Origin of the sequence: Mesorhizobium sp. WSM4906 (genome assembly GCF_029674625.1) — a bacterium.
Classification (GTDB): Bacteria; Pseudomonadota; Alphaproteobacteria; order Rhizobiales; family Rhizobiaceae; genus Mesorhizobium.
In genome coordinates, this window is sequence record NZ_CP121355.1 from 6,030,096 (window position 1) to 6,045,690 (window position 15,595).

The window sequence follows — 15,595 nt, forward strand, 5'->3', positions numbered from 1 at the left end:
GAGCCATAAACGTCGGAGGCTGACATGTGCGGAATCGTCGGACTTTTCCTGAAGGACAAGACGCTGGAACCGAAGCTCGGCGCGATGCTGTCGGAGATGCTGATCTCGCTCAGCGACCGCGGTCCGGACAGCGCCGGCATCGCCATCTATGGCGCGGCAACCGGCAACGAGGCCAAGATCACCGTGCAGTCGCCGAAGGCCGATCGCGATTTCCGCGGTCTCGACGCCGAGCTCGCCAAGGCGATCGGCGCGCCGGTGAGCGTCGCGGTGAAGTCGACGCATGCGGTGATCAGGACCACGCCGGACAAGGTCGACGCGGCGCGCGAAGCGCTGCAGTCGCTTAGGCCAGACATCCGCATCATGGGTGCCGGCGAAGCGGTCGAGATCTACAAGGAAGTCGGCCTGCCGGAAGCCGTCGTCGATCGCTTCGACGTGCGCTCGATGACCGGCACGCACGGCATCGGCCATACCCGGATGGCGACGGAGTCGGCGGTCACGACGATGGGCGCGCATCCCTTCTCGACCGGCGCCGACCAGTGCCTGGTGCACAACGGCTCGCTGTCCAACCACAACAATGTCCGGCGCGAGCTGGTGCGCGAGGGCATGACGTTCGAGACCGAGAACGACACCGAGGTGGCGGCCGCCTATCTGTCCAACCGGATGGCGCATGGCAAGAATCTCGGCGAGGCGCTGGAGGGCACGCTTTTTGACCTCGATGGTTTCTTCACTTTCGTGGTCGGCACCAAGAACGGCTTCGGCGTGGTTCGCGATCCGATCGCCTGCAAGCCAGCCGTGATGGCCGAGACCGACCAGTATGTCGCCTTCGGCTCGGAATATCGCGCGCTCACCAAGCTGCCCGGCATAGACAATGCGAGGGTCTGGGAACCGGAGCCCGCAACCGTCTATTTCTGGGAGCATTGAGTTCATGCCTGCAACACCCATGCCGAAGGCGCAGCGCGAGCAAGGCCATGCGAGAGTCTTCGACCTCGGCCAACAGTCGTTGCGCGAGCTGAACCAGGCTCTTCACAATCTCGCCCCCGGCTCGAACGAGACCGCCTGGGAAGTGCTCAATCCAAAAGGCAGCCATTCCGTCGCCGTCGGGGTCGACCAGCCGGTCAGCATCGATGTGCGCGGCAGCGTCGGCTACTATTGCGCCGGCATGAATGATGGTGCCGCCATCACCGTGCATGGCTCGGCCGGACCAGGCGTCGGCGAGAACATGATGTCGGGCTCGATCGTGGTCAAAGGCGACGCCAGCCAATATGCCGGCGCCACCGGCCGCGGCGGGCTACTGGTCATCGAAGGTAATGCTTCGTCGCGTTGCGGCATCTCGATGAAGGGCATCGACATCGTCGTGCACGGCAATATCGGCCACATGTCGGCCTTCATGGCGCAGTCCGGCAATCTGGTGGTGCTGGGCGATGCCGGCGATGCCTTGGGCGACTCCATCTACGAGGCGCGGCTCTTCGTGCGCGGCAAGGTCGAGAGCCTTGGCGCCGACTGCATCGCCAAGGAGATGCGGCCCGAGCATATCGAACTCTTGCAGGGCCTGCTCGACCGCGCGGGCATCACCGGCGTGAAGCCATCGGAATTCAAGCGCTACGGCTCGGCGCGCAAGCTTTACAATTTCAACATCGACAACGCCGACGCGTATTGAGGACAGAAATGGCCTATCACAATCCTCCCACGACGCCGCGCAGATCCGCGACCTTCGACGACTACACGCTTTCCGAAATCCGCCGCGCGGCCGCCACCGGCATCTATGACATCCGCGGCGGCGGCGCCAAGCGCAAGGTTCCGCATTTCGACGACCTTCTGTTCCTCGGCGCTTCGATCTCGCGCTATCCGCTCGAAGGCTATCGCGAGCGTTGCGACACCAACGTGGTGCTCGGGTCGCGCCACGCCAAGAAGCCGATCGAGCTCAAGATTCCGATCACAATCGCCGGCATGAGTTTCGGCTCGCTCTCCGGTCCGGCCAAGGAAGCCTTAGGACGCGGTGCGACGCTTTCCGGCACCTCGACCACCACCGGCGACGGCGGCATGACCGAGGAAGAGCGCGGCCATTCGAAGACGCTGGTCTATCAGTACCTGCCGTCGCGCTACGGCATGAACCCGCGCGATCTGCGCCGCGCCGACGCGATCGAAGTCGTCGTCGGTCAAGGCGCCAAGCCAGGCGGCGGCGGCATGCTGCTCGGCCAGAAGATTTCCGATCGCGTCGCCGAGATGCGCACCCTGCCCAAAGGCATCGACCAGCGCTCGGCCTCGCGCCATCCCGACTGGACCGGGCCGGACGATCTCGAGATCAAGATCCTCGAGCTACGCGAGATCACCGACTGGGAAAAGCCGATCTACGTCAAGGTCGGCGGCGCCCGCCCCTATTACGACACAGCGCTTGCGGTGAAGGCCGGCGCCGACGTGGTGGTGGTCGACGGCATGCAGGGCGGCACAGCTGCAACCCAGGAAGTCTTCATCGAGAATGTCGGCCAGCCGACGCTCGCCTGCATCAGGCCAGCGGTGCAGGCGCTGCAGGACCTCGGCATGCACCGCAAAGTGCAGTTGATCGTCTCGGGCGGCATCCGCAACGGCGCCGATGTCGCCAAGGCGCTGGCGCTTGGCGTCGATGCCGTCTCCATCGGCACGGCGGCACTCGTCGCGCTCGGCGACAACGATCCGCGCTGGGAGGCGGATTACAACGCGCTCGGCACCACCGCCGGCGCCTATGACGACTGGCACGAAGGCAAGGACCCGGCGGGCATCACCACACAGGACCCCGAGCTGATGAAGCGGGTCGACCCGATCGCCGCGGGGCGTCGGCTCGCGAATTATTTGAAGGTCATGACACTCGAAGCGCAGACGATCGCGCGCGCGTGCGGCAAGAACAGCCTGCACAATCTCGAACCGGAGGACCTCGTCTCGCTCACCATCGAAGCGGCCGCCATGGCGGGCGTGCCGCTTGCCGGCACCAACTGGATACCAGGAAAGAACGGCTTCTGATCAATGAAGGGCCGAAACCCATATGCCGTGGGCCATGGCCGACAAAAATGGGGAACTGGTGTGACTAAAGATCTTGCAGAATTCGCGAGGGCGAAAAACGTCAAATATTTCATGATCTCCTACACCGACCTGTTCGGCGGGCAGCGTGCCAAGCTGGTGCCGGCACAGGCGATCGCCGACATGCAGAAGGACGGCGCGGGATTCGCCGGCTTCGCCACGTGGCTCGATCTCACGCCGGCGCATCCCGACATGCTGGCGGTGCCGGATCCGGATTCGGTCATCCAGTTGCCGTGGAAGCCCGACGTCGCCTGGGTGGCGGCCACCTGCGTGATGGACGACAAGCTTGTCGATCAAGCGCCGCGCAACACGCTGAAGCGGGTGATCGAAGAGGCCGCTCGCGACGGCATGCATGTCAAGACCGGCGTCGAGGCCGAGTTCTTCCTGATCTCGCCGGACGGCAGCGCCATTTCCGACCAGTACGACACGGCATCCAAGCCTTGCTACGACCAGCAGGCGGTGATGCGCCGCTACGATGTCATCGCCGAGATCTGCGACCATATGTTGGCGCTGGGCTGGGGCCCGTATCAGAACGACCATGAGGACGCCAACGGCCAGTTCGAGATGAACTGGAACTTCGACCATGCGCTGGCGACCGCCGACAAGCACTCCTTCTTCAAGTTCATGGTCAAGTCGATCGCCGAAAAGCACGGCCTGCGCGCGACCTTCATGCCAAAGCCTTTCCAGGGCCTGACCGGCAATGGCTGCCACGCCCATATCTCGGTATGGGACAAGGCCGGCACGACCAATGTCTTCGCCGATAATTCGGCGGAACTCGGCCTGTCCGCCAAAGGCAGGAACTTCCTCGGCGGCATCATGAAGCACGCCTCGGCGCTTGCCGCGATCACCAACCCGACGGTCAATTCCTACAAGCGCATCAACGCGCCGCGCACTATTTCGGGTGCGACCTGGGCGCCGAACACCGTGACCTGGACCGGCAACAACCGCACCCACATGGTGCGCGTGCCGGGACCGGGACGCTTCGAGCTGCGCCTGCCCGACGGCGCGGCCAACCCCTACCTGCTGCAGGCGGTGATCATCGCGGCCGGTCTCGACGGCATCCGTTCGAAAGCCGATCCCGGCGAGCGCTACGACATCGACATGTACCAGTTCGGCCATACCGTGAAGGGCGCGCCGAAACTGCCGCTCAACCTGCTCGACGCGCTGCGCGAGTTCGACAATGATGAATCGCTGAAGACGGCGCTGGGTGAGGAATTTTCGTCGGCATATCTAAAGCTGAAGCAGCAGGAATGGAATTCCTATGCTTCGCACTTCACGCAGTGGGAGCGCGACCACACGCTGGACATCTAGAGCATCGGACCCTGATGAATCCGACGCGTACGGCAGGTTCCGGCTTGGGGCGAGCGGCCTCGGAATGATTTTATGAAATACTCGATCTTCTCGCTCGCCCGCGCCGCTCTCTCCGGCCACAGGAACTGGAAGCCAACATGGCGGGACGCGCCGCCCAAGGATCGCTACGACGTGGTGATCATCGGCGGCGGCGGCCACGGGCTGGCGACGGCCTGGTTCCTCGCCAGCGAGTTCGGCATCCGCAATGTCGCAGTGCTGGAGAAGGGCTGGATCGGTTCCGGCAATGCCGGCCGCAACACCACCATCATCCGCTCCAATTACGGCCTGCCCGGCAACACCGGCTTCTACGAATTGTCGATGAAGCTGTGGGAGCGGATGGAGCAGGACCTGAACTACAACGCGATGGTCAGCCAGCGCGGGGTGATCAACCTCTATCATTCCGACGCGCAGCGCGATGCCTTCGCCCGGCGCGGCAACACCATGCGCATCAACGGCATCGACGCGGAACTGCTCGACCAGGCGGCGCTCAAGAAGATGATGCCGTTCCTCAACTTCGACAATGCGCGCTTCCCCGTTCAGGGCGGCCTGCTGCAGCGGCGCGGCGGCACGGCGCGGCATGACGCCGTGGTGTGGGGCTACGCGCATGCGGCTAGCGAGCTCGGCGTCGACATCATCCAGAACTGCGAGGTCACCGGCTTCGTGCGCGACGCCAGCGGCAAGGTGACCGGCGTCGAGACCTCGCGCGGCCGCATCGGCGCCGGCAAGGTCGGCATGGCAGTGGCCGGCTCCTCGTCGCGCATCGCGGCGATGGCGGGACTGCGGCTGCCGATCGAAAGCCATGTGCTGCAGGCCTTCGTCTCCGAAGCGATCAAGCCGCTCTTGCCCAACGTCATGACCTTCGGCGCCGGACATTTCTATGTCAGCCAGTCCGATAAGGGCGGGCTGGTCTTCGGCGGCGACATCGACGGCTACAATTCCTACGCCCAGCGCGGCAATCTGCCGGTCATGGAGGATGTCTGCGAAGGCGGCATGGCGCTGATCCCAATGATCGGCCGCGTGCGGCTGCTGCGCCAGTGGGGCGGCATCATGGACATGTCGATGGACGGCTCGCCGATCATCGACAAGAGCCCGGTCGACGGCCTCTACATCAATGCCGGCTGGTGCTATGGCGGCTTCAAGGCGACGCCGGGCTCAGGCCTCGTCTTTGCCCATCTGATCGCCCGCGATCAATCGCACAAGGAAGCGGCGCTGTTCCGCCTCGACCGCTTCCAGCGCGGCGCCATGATCGACGAGAAGGGCCAAGGCGCCCAACCGAACCTCCATTAGGGAGAGCATGATGTTATCCAAAAACCGCTTCACACTTTTTGGCATCATGCTCTGAAGACCCAGCCATGCGCATAGTCTGTCCCTTCTGCGGCGAACGCGAACTCGGCGAGTTCACCTATCTCGGCGACGCCAAGCCGCAACGTCCCTCCGCGGACGCCGGCGAGGACGCCGTCTACGACTACGTCTACCTGCGCGACAACATCGCCGGAGTGATGAGCGAGCACTGGTACCATGGCGGCGGCTGCCGGGCCTGGCTGAAGGTCACCCGCAACACGCTGACGCACGAGATTTCTTTGGTTGAGGCGGCCGCGGGTGCCGGGGCGAGGCAGGTTGCGAAATGAGTTTTCCTGTCGAAGTCAGCGCCGCCCCTCACCTGCCTGCCGGCATCCTCTCCCCGTACAGTGACGGGGAGAGGGGCGCTGTCACCGACGGTTTCGCCAATCACCGGCGTCGCAAGAAGAGAGCCGACTTCGCGGCCAGCCACCTTCTCCCCGTCTCTATACGGGGAGAAGGTGCCGGCAGGCGGATGAGGGGCAGCGCCGCCCTTCGCTATGAGATCGAATCGACGAGAGGCCGGCCGTCGTGACCTCTCAACCCAATCGCCTCTCGGCAGCCGGCCTCATCGACCGCTCGGACGAGCTCAGCTTCCGCTTCGACGGCAAGACTTTTTCGGGCTTCAGAGGCGACACGCTCGCCTCCGCGCTGGTCGCCAACGGCGTCAAGCTCGTCGGGCGCTCGTTCAAATACCACCGGCCGCGCGGCATCCTGACGGCGGGCTCGGAAGAACCGAACGCGCTGGTCGAATTGCGCAGCGGCGCCAGGCGCGAGCCGAACACCAAGGCGACGACCGCAGAGCTTTATGACGGCCTCGAAGCCGCCAGCCAGAACCGCTGGCCGTCGCTCAGCTTCGACATCATGTCGGTCAACCAGCTCTTCGCGCCGATCTTCGTCGCAGGCTTCTACTACAAGACCTTCATGTGGCCGGCGAAGTTCTGGGAAGCGATCTATGAGCCGGCGATCCGCCGTGCCGCCGGCCTCGGGCGCGCGGCGGGTGTCCCCGATCCCGATCACTATGACAAGGCCTGGGCGCATTGCGACGTGGTGATCGCCGGCTCCGGCCCGGCTGGGCTGGCTGCGGCTTTGGCTGCCGGCCGCAGTGGCGCGCGCGTCATCCTGTGCGAGGAGGATTTTGTCCTCGGCGGACGGCTGCTTGCCGATGGCGGCACGATCGACGGGCTGCCGGCAGCCGAATGGATCGCGCGCACGGTTGCCGAGCTCGCGGCCATGCCCGATGTGCGCGTCATGACGCGCACGACGCTGTTCGGCGTCTATGACGGCGGCACCTATGGCGCGATCGAACGCGTCAACGACCATCTTCCTGTACCGCCGGAGCATCAGGTGCGGCAGCGGCTGTGGCGGATCGTCGCCAAGCGCTGCGTCGTCGCGGCCGGCGCGCTCGAACGTCCCATCGTCTTTGCCGGCAACGACACGCCGGGCGTGATGATGGCGTCCGCCATGCGCAGCTACATCAACCGCTATGCCGCGAAACCGGCACGGCGTATCGCACTCTTCACCAACAATGAGGATGGCTGGCGCACGATCGAAACAGCGATCGCCGCCGGGCTGCAGGTCGCGGCAGTGATCGACGCGCGAGCCGAGGCTTCGCCTGTGCATCGCTCGCTCGCCTCCAAGGGCGGCTTCCCGGTTCTGAACGGCTCCGTCAGCGGCGTCGATGGCGGCAAGGACGGCGTGCGCAAGATTTCGGTTTCGCTTGCCGGTGGGACGCGCGCCGAGGTCGAAGCCGATGGGCTTGCGATCTCCGGCGGCTGGAACCCGGCGGTCGGCCTCACCTCCTTTCATCGCGGCCGGCCGAAATGGCGCGACGACATCGCCGCCTTCGTGCCGGATGGCGCCCCGCCCGGCATGGTGGCCGCAGGCGCCGCCAATGGAGCCTTCGGGCTTGGGGCATGTTTGCGCGAAGGGTTCGAGGCGGGTGCTGCCGCGGCGCGCGATACGGGGAACAGCGGAAATGTCGGCTCGATGCCGGCTGCCGACGACGAGGCCTTTTCGCTCACGCCGCTCTGGCATGTCGCCGGCAAAGGCAAGGCCTTTGTCGACCAGCAGCACGACGTCACCGCTTCCGACGTCGAGCTGGCGCAGCGCGAAGGTTTCGAGTCGGTCGAGCATCTGAAGCGCTACACCACGCTCGGCATGGCGACCGACCAGGGCAAGACCTCCAACGTCGCCGGCCTCGCCATCATGGCGGCGGTCACCGGCAAGTCCATCCCCGAGACGGGCACCACGATCTACCGGCCGCCCTACGTACCTGTCGCCATCGGCGCCTTCGCCGGCCATCACCGCGACGAGAATTTCCATGCGACGCGGCTGACGCCGTCGCACCATTGGGCGGCCGAACAGGGCGCCGTCTTCGTCGACACCGGCCTGTGGAAGCGCGCGCAATGGTACCCGCGCGCCGGCGAGAAGGACTGGCTGGAATCGGTGACCCGCGAGGTCAAGGCGGTGCGAAGCGGCGTCGGCTTCTGCGATGTCTCGACGCTCGGCAAGATCGACGTGCACGGCCCAGATGCCGGCGCCTTCCTCGACCGCGTCTACATCAACGCCTTCTCCAGCCTCGCCGTCGGCAAGGCGCGTTACGGGCTGATGCTGCGCGAGGACGGCATCGTCTATGACGACGGCACGACCTCGCGGCTGGCGGAGGACCATTATTTCCTCACTACCACGACGGCCAAGGCCGGGCCGGTGATGCAGCATCTTGAATTCTGCCGCCAGGTGCTGTTCCCCGAACTCGATGTGCAGCTGACCTCTGTCTCCGATCAGTGGGCGCAGTTCTCGATCGCCGGACCGAAGACACGGGACCTTTTGAGGGAAATCGTCGATCCGGCCGAGGACTTGTCGAACGAGGGTTTCCCGTTCATGGGCGCGCGCGAGGTCAAGCTGCGCGGAGGCATCAAGGCCAGGCTGTTCCGCATCTCCTTCTCCGGCGAGATGGCGTTCGAGATTTCGGTGCCGGCGCGCTACGGCGAAGCGCTGGCGCGCAACGTGATGATCGCCGGCAAGCCTTTCGGCGTGACGCCTTACGGCACGGAGGCGCTTGGCGTGATGCGCATCGAGAAAGGTCACGTCGCCGGGCCTGAGCTCAACGGCACGACCACCGCAGCCGATCTCGGCCTCGGCAAGATGATGTCGACCAAGAAGGATTTCGTCGGCCGCGTCATGGCCGGCCGCGAGGCGTTGGTTTCGCCGAACCGGCAGGTGGTCGTCGGCATCAAGCCGACCGACAAGGCGCGTCGCCTGCGCTCCGGCGCGCATATCATTCCGAAGGGCGAGACGCCCGGCCCCGACAACGACCAGGGCTATATCACCTCGGTCTGCTTCTCGCCGGTGCTCGACCAGTGGATCGGGCTGGGGTTGGTCGAGCGCGGCCGCGAGCGCATCGGCGAGATCGTGCGGGCGCATGATCCGCTGCGCGGCGAGGAGTACGATGTCGAGCTCTGCAATTCCGTCTTCTACGATCCGGATGGGGGGCGCCAGCGTGGCTGAGTTTTCCTGGGATGTCCGCAGCCCGCTGGACCGCGCGCTCGTCGTGGGGCCGTATGGCGCGCAGGGCGAAGCCGGCGTGTCGCTGACCGAAATCCGCAATTTCGGCCTGATCCAAGTGATGGCGCGGCGCGGCAAGGCGGCCGAGACGGGCAAGGCCGCAAAAGCCCGCTTCGGCGTCACCGCGCCGGAAACACCGAGTGCAGTCAGCACGGCCGACGCCACGCTGATCTGGTCGGGGCCGGACCAATTCCTCGTGCTGTCGAGAGACGGCAGTCACACGATGGAGAGGCTTGCTCCGGCGTTTGCCGGTTCGGCCTCGCTTTCGGACCAGTCGCATGCGCGGGCGCTGATCAGCGTTTCCGGCGCCGAGGCTCGCACGATGCTGGCCAAGCTGTCGTCGATCGACCTGCATCCCGATGTGTTTCCCATCGGCGCGGCTGCCGCGACCTCGATGGACCATACCAGCGTCACTCTGTGGCGCGGCAAGGATCGGGCTGACGGCCAGGCCGTGTTCGACCTGCTGGTGTTCGCGACTTTCGCCGAGAGCTTGTGGCACACCATGCTCGACGCGGCCGCCGAATACGGCGTGGCGATCGCGCATTCCGAAGACCTCGGCTGACAGCCGATCTCCTCGCTACCCCAAAAGCGCATCATCCGCCACCGGCTTTCGCCGATGGCGGATGATTTGAGGTTGCCACCTTCTTATTCCGCAGCCAAAGCCAGTTGCGGTCTTTCGATGCCTTCGATCTGTTCCGGCTCCGCCGCCGGCTCGTCGGTCTTGGCCTTCTTGGGTTCGCGGCCGAAGAACAGGGCATAGCCCGCCGGCAGCACCAGGATGGTGAGCACCGTGGCGACCAGGATGCCGCCCATCATCGCGTAGGCGAGCGGGCCCCAGAAGACGGCGCGCGAGATCGGGATCAGCGCCAGCACGGCAGTCAGCGCCGTCAGCATGATGGGCCGGAAGCGGCGCACGGCGGCGCCGACGATTGCTTCCGATCGCTCCATGCCCGCCGCGATATCCTGGTCGATCTGGTCGACGAGGATGATCGAGTTGCGCATGATGATGCCGAGCAGCGCGATGACGCCGAGGATGGCGACGAAGCCGAACGGCGCGCCGCTGATCAGAAGCGCCGCGGCGGCGCCGATGATGCCCAGCGGACCGGTGGCCAGCACCAGCATCGACTTGCCGAAATGCTGCAGCTGGACCATCAGCAATATGACGATGATGGCGAGCATGATCGGGGCCTTGGCCGCGATCGAGGCCTGGCTTTCGGCCGAGTCCTCGGCGCCGCCCTGGATCTCGATCTTGTAGCCGGGCGCAAGGCCGGCGCGCAGATCCTTCATGTCGTTGTACATCTTGGTGACGACGTCGTTCGACTGCACGCCGTCCGGCAGCGTGCCGCGCACGCTGATCGTCGGCAGACGGTCACGCCGCCACTCTACGCCTTGCTCCATGACGGGCACGACCTTGGCCACCTGCGACAGCGGCACCGAACCGCCGAAGTCGGTCGGGATGTAGACCGAGTCGACCGAGGAGAGCAGATGACGGCTCGCTTCCGGCTCGCGGGCGACGATCGAGACCGTCTCCTCGCCGTCGCGGAAATCGTCGAGCGGCGCGCCGGACATGGTGGCCTGCAGCATCTGGCGGATGCGCTGCGAGGTGACGCCGAGCGCGCGGGCGCGGTCCTGATCGATCACCAGCTTCATCGCCGGCACCGGCTCCAGCCAGTCGTCATGGACGGCGCCGAGCAGCGGGTTCGCCTGGAACCTCGCCTTCACTTCGTCGGCGATGCGGCGCACCTCCTTGCGGTCCGGACCCATGACGCGCATCTGCACCGGCCAGCCGGTCGGCGGACCGAGGAAGAGACGATCGACCTTGGCGCGGATCGAGGGGAAGTCCTTGGCGAGGATGCCGCGCAGCTTGACGATCAGCCGCTCGCGCGCCGGCTCGTCCTTGGCCATCACCAGGAGCTGGGCGAAGTTCGGATTCCTGAGCTGCTGGTCGAGCGGCAGGAAGAAGCGTGGCGCGCCCTCGCCGATGTAGGTGGCGATGAAGCGCTTGTCCTGATCGTCCATCATCCTTGATTCCAGCGCCTTGGCCTGGGTCTCGACCTCCTTGATCGAGGTGCCTTCCGGTAGCCAGAGATCGACCAGGATTTCCGGACGCGAAGACTGCGGGAAGAAGTTCTGCGGAATGAACTGGAAGGCCCACAGGCTGGTGCCGAAGGTGACCAGCGTCATCACCAGCACGATGATGCGATGACGCACGGCCCAGGTGACCGTCGCGCGCAGGCGCCGATAAAAGCGCGTGTCGAAGACGTCGTGATGGGTGCCGGCGTGCTTGCGCTGCTTCAGGATCATGTAACCCAGCCACGGCGTGAAATAGACCGCGACGAACCACGACACGACGAGCGCGATGCCGACCACGTAGAACAGCGTACGCACATATTCGCCGGCGGTGGAGGCCGCAAAGCCGACCGGGATGAAGCCGGCGGTGGTGATCAGCGTGCCGGTGAGCATCGGGAAGGCGGTCGAGGTGTAGGCGAAGCTTGCCGCCTCGATCTTGACCAACCCCTCCTCCAGCTTTCGCTCCATCATCTCGACGACGATCATGGCGTCGTCGACCAAAAGACCAAGCGCGATGATCAGCGCGCCGAGCGAGATGCGCTGCAGGTCGATGCCGATCTCGTACATGATGGCGAAGGTGGCGGCCAGAACCAGCGGAATGGCGATCGCTATCACCAGGCCGGAGCGCCAGCCGATCGACAGGAACGACACGACGAGCACGATGAGCAGCGCTTCACCGAGCGCTTCCATGAACTCGTTGACGGCATCCTTGACGACCTCGGGCTGGTCGGAAATCTGGTCGACCGCGACACCGTAAGGCAGGCCGTCCTCGAAGCGCTTGTAGGTCGCCTCGACATCCTTGCCGACGTCCCTGACGTTGAAGCCCTTGGCCATGACGACGCCGACCTGGACGCTCTCGTGGCCGTTGAAGCGGTATTTGCGCTGGTAGGGATCCTCGAGGCCCGAGGTGACGGTGGCGATGTCGCCGAGACGCGTCACCTGGTTGCCGGCGCGCAACCTCAGCTCACGGATGTCGGCCGCCCTGGTGACGTCGCCTTCGACCGAGATGCGGACCGAGCGCAGGCCGGTGTCGACCGAGCCTGCCGGATCGACCGCGTTCTGGCCCTTAACCGCGTTCTGCAGGTCGACGATGGTCAGGCCGCGCTCGGCGAGCGCCTTGGACGAGACGTCGATGTAGATCTTCTCGGGCTGGTCGCCGATGATGACGGCCTTCTCAACGCCCGGCGTCGTCAGCAGCATGTCGCGCGCCTGGATGGCGAATTTCTTCAGCTCCGGATAGGTGAAGCCGTCGCCGCTGATCGAATGCAGCGTGATGAAGGTATCGCCGAACTCGTCGTTGAAATAGGGGCCGAGCAGGCCTTGTGGCAGCTCATTGGCGATGTCGCCGACCTTCTTGCGCACCTGGTAGAAGGCGTCCTTGACCTGTTCAGGGTTGGTGTCGCCCTTGACCTGCAGGGTGATGATGGCGCTGCCGGCGCGCGTGTAGGAGCGGACGAAATCGAGATGCGGCGTTTCCTGCAGCTTGCGCTCGATCTTGTTGACGACCTGGTCCTCCATGTCCTGGATCGAGGCGCCCGGCCAGACCGCCTGCACCACCATGACGCGGAAGGTGAAATCCGGGTCTTCCTTCTGGCCCATGCGCATCAGCCCGAGCGCGCCGGCCAGGATAATCAAGCCGAACAGGAAGCGCGCGATGCTCGGATGTCCGATCGCCCAGCGCGAGAGGTTGAAAGGCCGCTTTTCGGTGCTGCTGTCGGTGGTCATGGCGCAAGTCCAGTCCAATTGGTCGGCAAAGCACGCTTGCCATCTATTCGTGAATTCTCGGTCGGGCTTCCGGGCGGCGAGCACCTCAAGCGGAGAGAGACTCGCAATCGCGCTGGACGCGGCCGCGGTGCGGGGGATACCAAAGGCCAGCGTCTCGTCGATCGGGCGCGTTCGCCGCCCGGAACCCATGCCCTCCCCGGCTCGCGGCTTCGCGCAGCGAGTGCGGGAAAGGCGTTCGTGTGCCTCGCCTTAGCGAAGACTGCTGGTAGCAGCGACGTCGTCCTCCGCCGAAGCGGATTGCTGGGCGATGTCGCCGGAAAGCTTGACCTTCAGGTTCTCGGTCATGAATTGCGTGCCGGCGGCTACCACCACGTCGCCCTGCTTCAGGCCATCGGCCACGGCGACACCGTCGGCGGTGAAATTGGCAATCTTGATCAGCCGCGGATGGACCGTGTCCGAGGTGCGGTCGACCGTCCAGACGATATGCTTGCCGTCCTTCTCAGCCATCGCGGTCAGCGGGATCGACACCAACTGCGCCTTGCTGCCGACGGTCGCCTCGACATTGGCGGTCATGCCGAGCAGCACGCGCGGATCGTTGGGCAGCGAAACCCGGACCGCGAAGGTACGCGACTGCGGATCGGCGCTTCCCGCCACCTCGCGGACCTTGCCATCGAGGGTCAGGCCCTCGTCCGACCAGAAGCTCGCCTTGACCTCCTTGCCCGGGCGGAAGCCGGCTATGTCCATTTCGGGCACGGCGATCAGCACTTCCTTCTCGCCATCGACGGCAACGGTCATCACCGGCGTGCCGGCGCCGACCACTTGGCCGATGTCGGCGGAGATGGCGGTGACGATGCCGTCCTCGCTTGCCTTGAGATCGGTGTAATGGACCTGGTTCTGCGCCTGAGCGAGAGTAGAACGGGCGGCATCGCGCGTCGCTACCGCCTGATCGTAGCTCAGCGTCGCCTGATCGAGCTGCGACTTCGGCGCGAAGTTCTTGGCGTAGAGCTGCTCGGCGCGCTTCCTGGCGAGATCGACCGTCTCGACCTGCCGCTCGGCGGCGTCGAGGCTTGCCTGGGCGCTCTTCACCGACAGCTCGTAGTCGGAGGGGTCGACGCGGGCGAGCACGTCGCCGCTGTTCACATGCTGGCCGATGTCGACGAGGCGCTCGGTCACCTTGCCGGCGATGCGGAAGCCGAGGTTCATCTCGGTGCGGGCGCGCACCGAACCGGAATAATCGAGCCGGCGGGTGGATTGCGCCTCGCCGATCTCGACCACCTTCACCGGACGAATGACCTCCTGGACGACCGCGGCCTTTTCCTGGCTGCAGCCGGCGAGGCCGAGCGCCGCGGCAACGAGAGCTGCGGCTGGCAGCCTGCGGAGGATGGAATTGGACAAAGACACCTTAGCACTCCCGAACTGGAAATGAATTGTCGAGACCGGCACCCGGTGGGCGGCGGCTATTTCAAGGCTCTGATAGCGTAGTCGATGAGATCGTCCGGCATCGCCCGGTTGGTCTTTGCCAGACACTGCGCAACCATCTGCGGATGGCAGAGGATGACGGTGGAGGCGCCGAAGCAACGCGAGGCGATGACCGGATCCTGCTTCCTGAACTCGCCGGCCTCGATGCCCTGGCGGATGACTTCGGCGAACAGGTCGTGGATACGGTCGACATGCTTGTCGATGACGCCCCAGTCGCGCTCGAGCGCGACGATGACCATCTCATGCACCTTCTGGTCGTCGAGCATGACTTCCAGCGTCATCTTGTACTGAGCGTGAACGTAGCGGCGCAGCCGCTCCTCCGCGCTGAGCGGCAGGCACGAAATCTCATAGGCCATCGCGTAGCTGGCGCCGAGCATGCGGCCGCAGACGGCCTGGTGGATTTCCACCTTCGAGGCGAAGAAGCGATAGATGTTGGCCGGCGACATGCCGAGCTCGCGGGCGATGTCGGCGACGTTGGTCTTGCCGTAGCCGTAGTGCCGGAACAGGCGCTCGGCGCAGTCGAGAATGCGCGTCACATTCTCCTGTCTGGCGGGGTCGGCCACGATGTTGGCGGCTTCTGACATGGTTCTTTCGTTCTGACGAGTGACGAATTTCAATTTTCATCACTCGTAAATCGAAAGAGACGGAGAGTCAACGCTGAATCAACGTACGCGTATAATTTGGTGACAGATGGTGACAGCGGGCATGGCCTTCAATCGGCGCCTGCGATTAGCAGGGCGCGCTGATGAGGTCGTCATCCTAGGGCGGAGCAAGGAGCGAAGCGACGCGGCGCAGACCCTAGGATCCATGCCGTTACGCCCGCCCAAGAATGCAACTGTATCAAGAAGTTACGCTGATAGGCGTCGCAAATCCGCTGACGGCTAATCTCAACCGCCGGAGTGCTGCCGCGAGGTAACGGCATGGATTCTAGGGTTTCCGCGACGTCGCTTCGCGACTGCTCCACCCTAGGATGACGAAGTCGCGGGCGCTGGCGCAAACTGTCGACTTCCCGGCA

The 15,595-nt window shown here is 65.0% G+C and carries 11 protein-coding genes; 8 read left to right on the top strand and 3 right to left on the bottom strand.

Translation table 11 applies throughout. The features are described from left to right. The first annotated feature begins 24 nt into the window (after window positions 1-24). The 8 genes from QAZ22_RS29300 (at window position 25) to QAZ22_RS29335 (ending at window position 9,868) form a co-directional block, all read left to right on the top strand. Window positions 25-921, top strand: coding sequence for a glutamine amidotransferase family protein (locus QAZ22_RS29300; protein WP_278204396.1), 897 nt, complete (start codon window positions 25-27; stop codon window positions 919-921). A gap of 19 nt (window positions 922-940) precedes the next feature. Further along, entirely contained in the window at window positions 941-1,657 is a 717-nt protein-coding gene (locus QAZ22_RS29305) for a GXGXG domain-containing protein (protein WP_278207979.1), read from the top strand. 8 nt (window positions 1,658-1,665) lie between these two features. After that, window positions 1,666-2,994, top strand: a complete 1,329-nt coding sequence (locus QAZ22_RS29310; RefSeq protein WP_278073426.1) for an FMN-binding glutamate synthase family protein — start codon at window positions 1,666-1,668, stop codon at window positions 2,992-2,994. Between the two features lie 60 nt (window positions 2,995-3,054). Further along, on the top strand, window positions 3,055-4,362 hold the full coding sequence (gene glnT, locus QAZ22_RS29315; protein WP_278204397.1) for a type III glutamate--ammonia ligase: 1,308 nt from the start codon (window positions 3,055-3,057) through the stop codon (window positions 4,360-4,362). Between the two features lie 72 nt (window positions 4,363-4,434). Beyond that, the gene (locus QAZ22_RS29320; RefSeq protein WP_278204398.1) at window positions 4,435-5,688 is read left to right on the top strand and encodes a sarcosine oxidase subunit beta family protein; all 1,254 of its coding nucleotides are present in this window, start codon (window positions 4,435-4,437) and stop codon (window positions 5,686-5,688) included. Between the two features lie 65 nt (window positions 5,689-5,753). Next, entirely contained in the window at window positions 5,754-6,029 is a 276-nt protein-coding gene (locus QAZ22_RS29325) for a sarcosine oxidase subunit delta (protein ID WP_278204399.1), read from the top strand. Between the two features lie 241 nt (window positions 6,030-6,270). Then, entirely contained in the window at window positions 6,271-9,249 is a 2,979-nt protein-coding gene (locus tag QAZ22_RS29330; protein ID WP_278204400.1) for a sarcosine oxidase subunit alpha, read from the top strand. Beyond that, complete coding sequence (locus QAZ22_RS29335; protein ID WP_278204401.1) at window positions 9,242-9,868, top strand: sarcosine oxidase subunit gamma family protein; 627 nt, start codon at window positions 9,242-9,244, stop codon at window positions 9,866-9,868. Before QAZ22_RS29330 ends, QAZ22_RS29335 begins: the two co-directional genes overlap by 8 nt. An 83-nt stretch (window positions 9,869-9,951) precedes the next feature. Here the strand turns inward: QAZ22_RS29335 and QAZ22_RS29340 are convergent, their stop codons facing one another. From QAZ22_RS29340 to QAZ22_RS29350, 3 genes are all read right to left on the bottom strand, one after another. Then, the gene (locus QAZ22_RS29340; RefSeq protein ID WP_278204402.1) at window positions 9,952-13,101 is read right to left on the bottom strand and encodes an efflux RND transporter permease subunit; all 3,150 of its coding nucleotides are present in this window, start codon (window positions 13,099-13,101) and stop codon (window positions 9,952-9,954) included. A gap of 249 nt (window positions 13,102-13,350) precedes the next feature. Beyond that, the gene (locus tag QAZ22_RS29345; protein WP_278204403.1) at window positions 13,351-14,502 is read right to left on the bottom strand and encodes an efflux RND transporter periplasmic adaptor subunit; all 1,152 of its coding nucleotides are present in this window, start codon (window positions 14,500-14,502) and stop codon (window positions 13,351-13,353) included. A 56-nt stretch (window positions 14,503-14,558) separates the two neighbouring features. Then, window positions 14,559-15,164: a TetR family transcriptional regulator gene (locus tag QAZ22_RS29350; RefSeq protein WP_278204404.1), complete on the bottom strand. Its 606-nt coding sequence runs from the start codon at window positions 15,162-15,164 to the stop codon at window positions 14,559-14,561. Between the last annotated feature and the right edge of the window lie 431 nt (window positions 15,165-15,595).

Coding starts and splice junctions, on each gene's coding strand:
- QAZ22_RS29300 (WP_278204396.1), top strand. CDS start 25: ATGTGCGGAATCGTCGGACTTTTCCTGAAGGACAAGACGCTGGAACCG.
- QAZ22_RS29320 (WP_278204398.1), top strand. CDS start 4,435: ATGAAATACTCGATCTTCTCGCTCGCCCGCGCCGCTCTCTCCGGCCAC.
- QAZ22_RS29310 (WP_278073426.1), top strand. CDS start 1,666: ATGGCCTATCACAATCCTCCCACGACGCCGCGCAGATCCGCGACCTTC.
- QAZ22_RS29325 (WP_278204399.1), top strand. CDS start 5,754: ATGCGCATAGTCTGTCCCTTCTGCGGCGAACGCGAACTCGGCGAGTTC.
- QAZ22_RS29340 (WP_278204402.1), bottom strand. CDS start 13,101: ATGACCACCGACAGCAGCACCGAAAAGCGGCCTTTCAACCTCTCGCGC.
- QAZ22_RS29350 (WP_278204404.1), bottom strand. CDS start 15,164: ATGTCAGAAGCCGCCAACATCGTGGCCGACCCCGCCAGACAGGAGAAT.
- QAZ22_RS29305 (WP_278207979.1), top strand. CDS start 941: ATGCCGAAGGCGCAGCGCGAGCAAGGCCATGCGAGAGTCTTCGACCTC.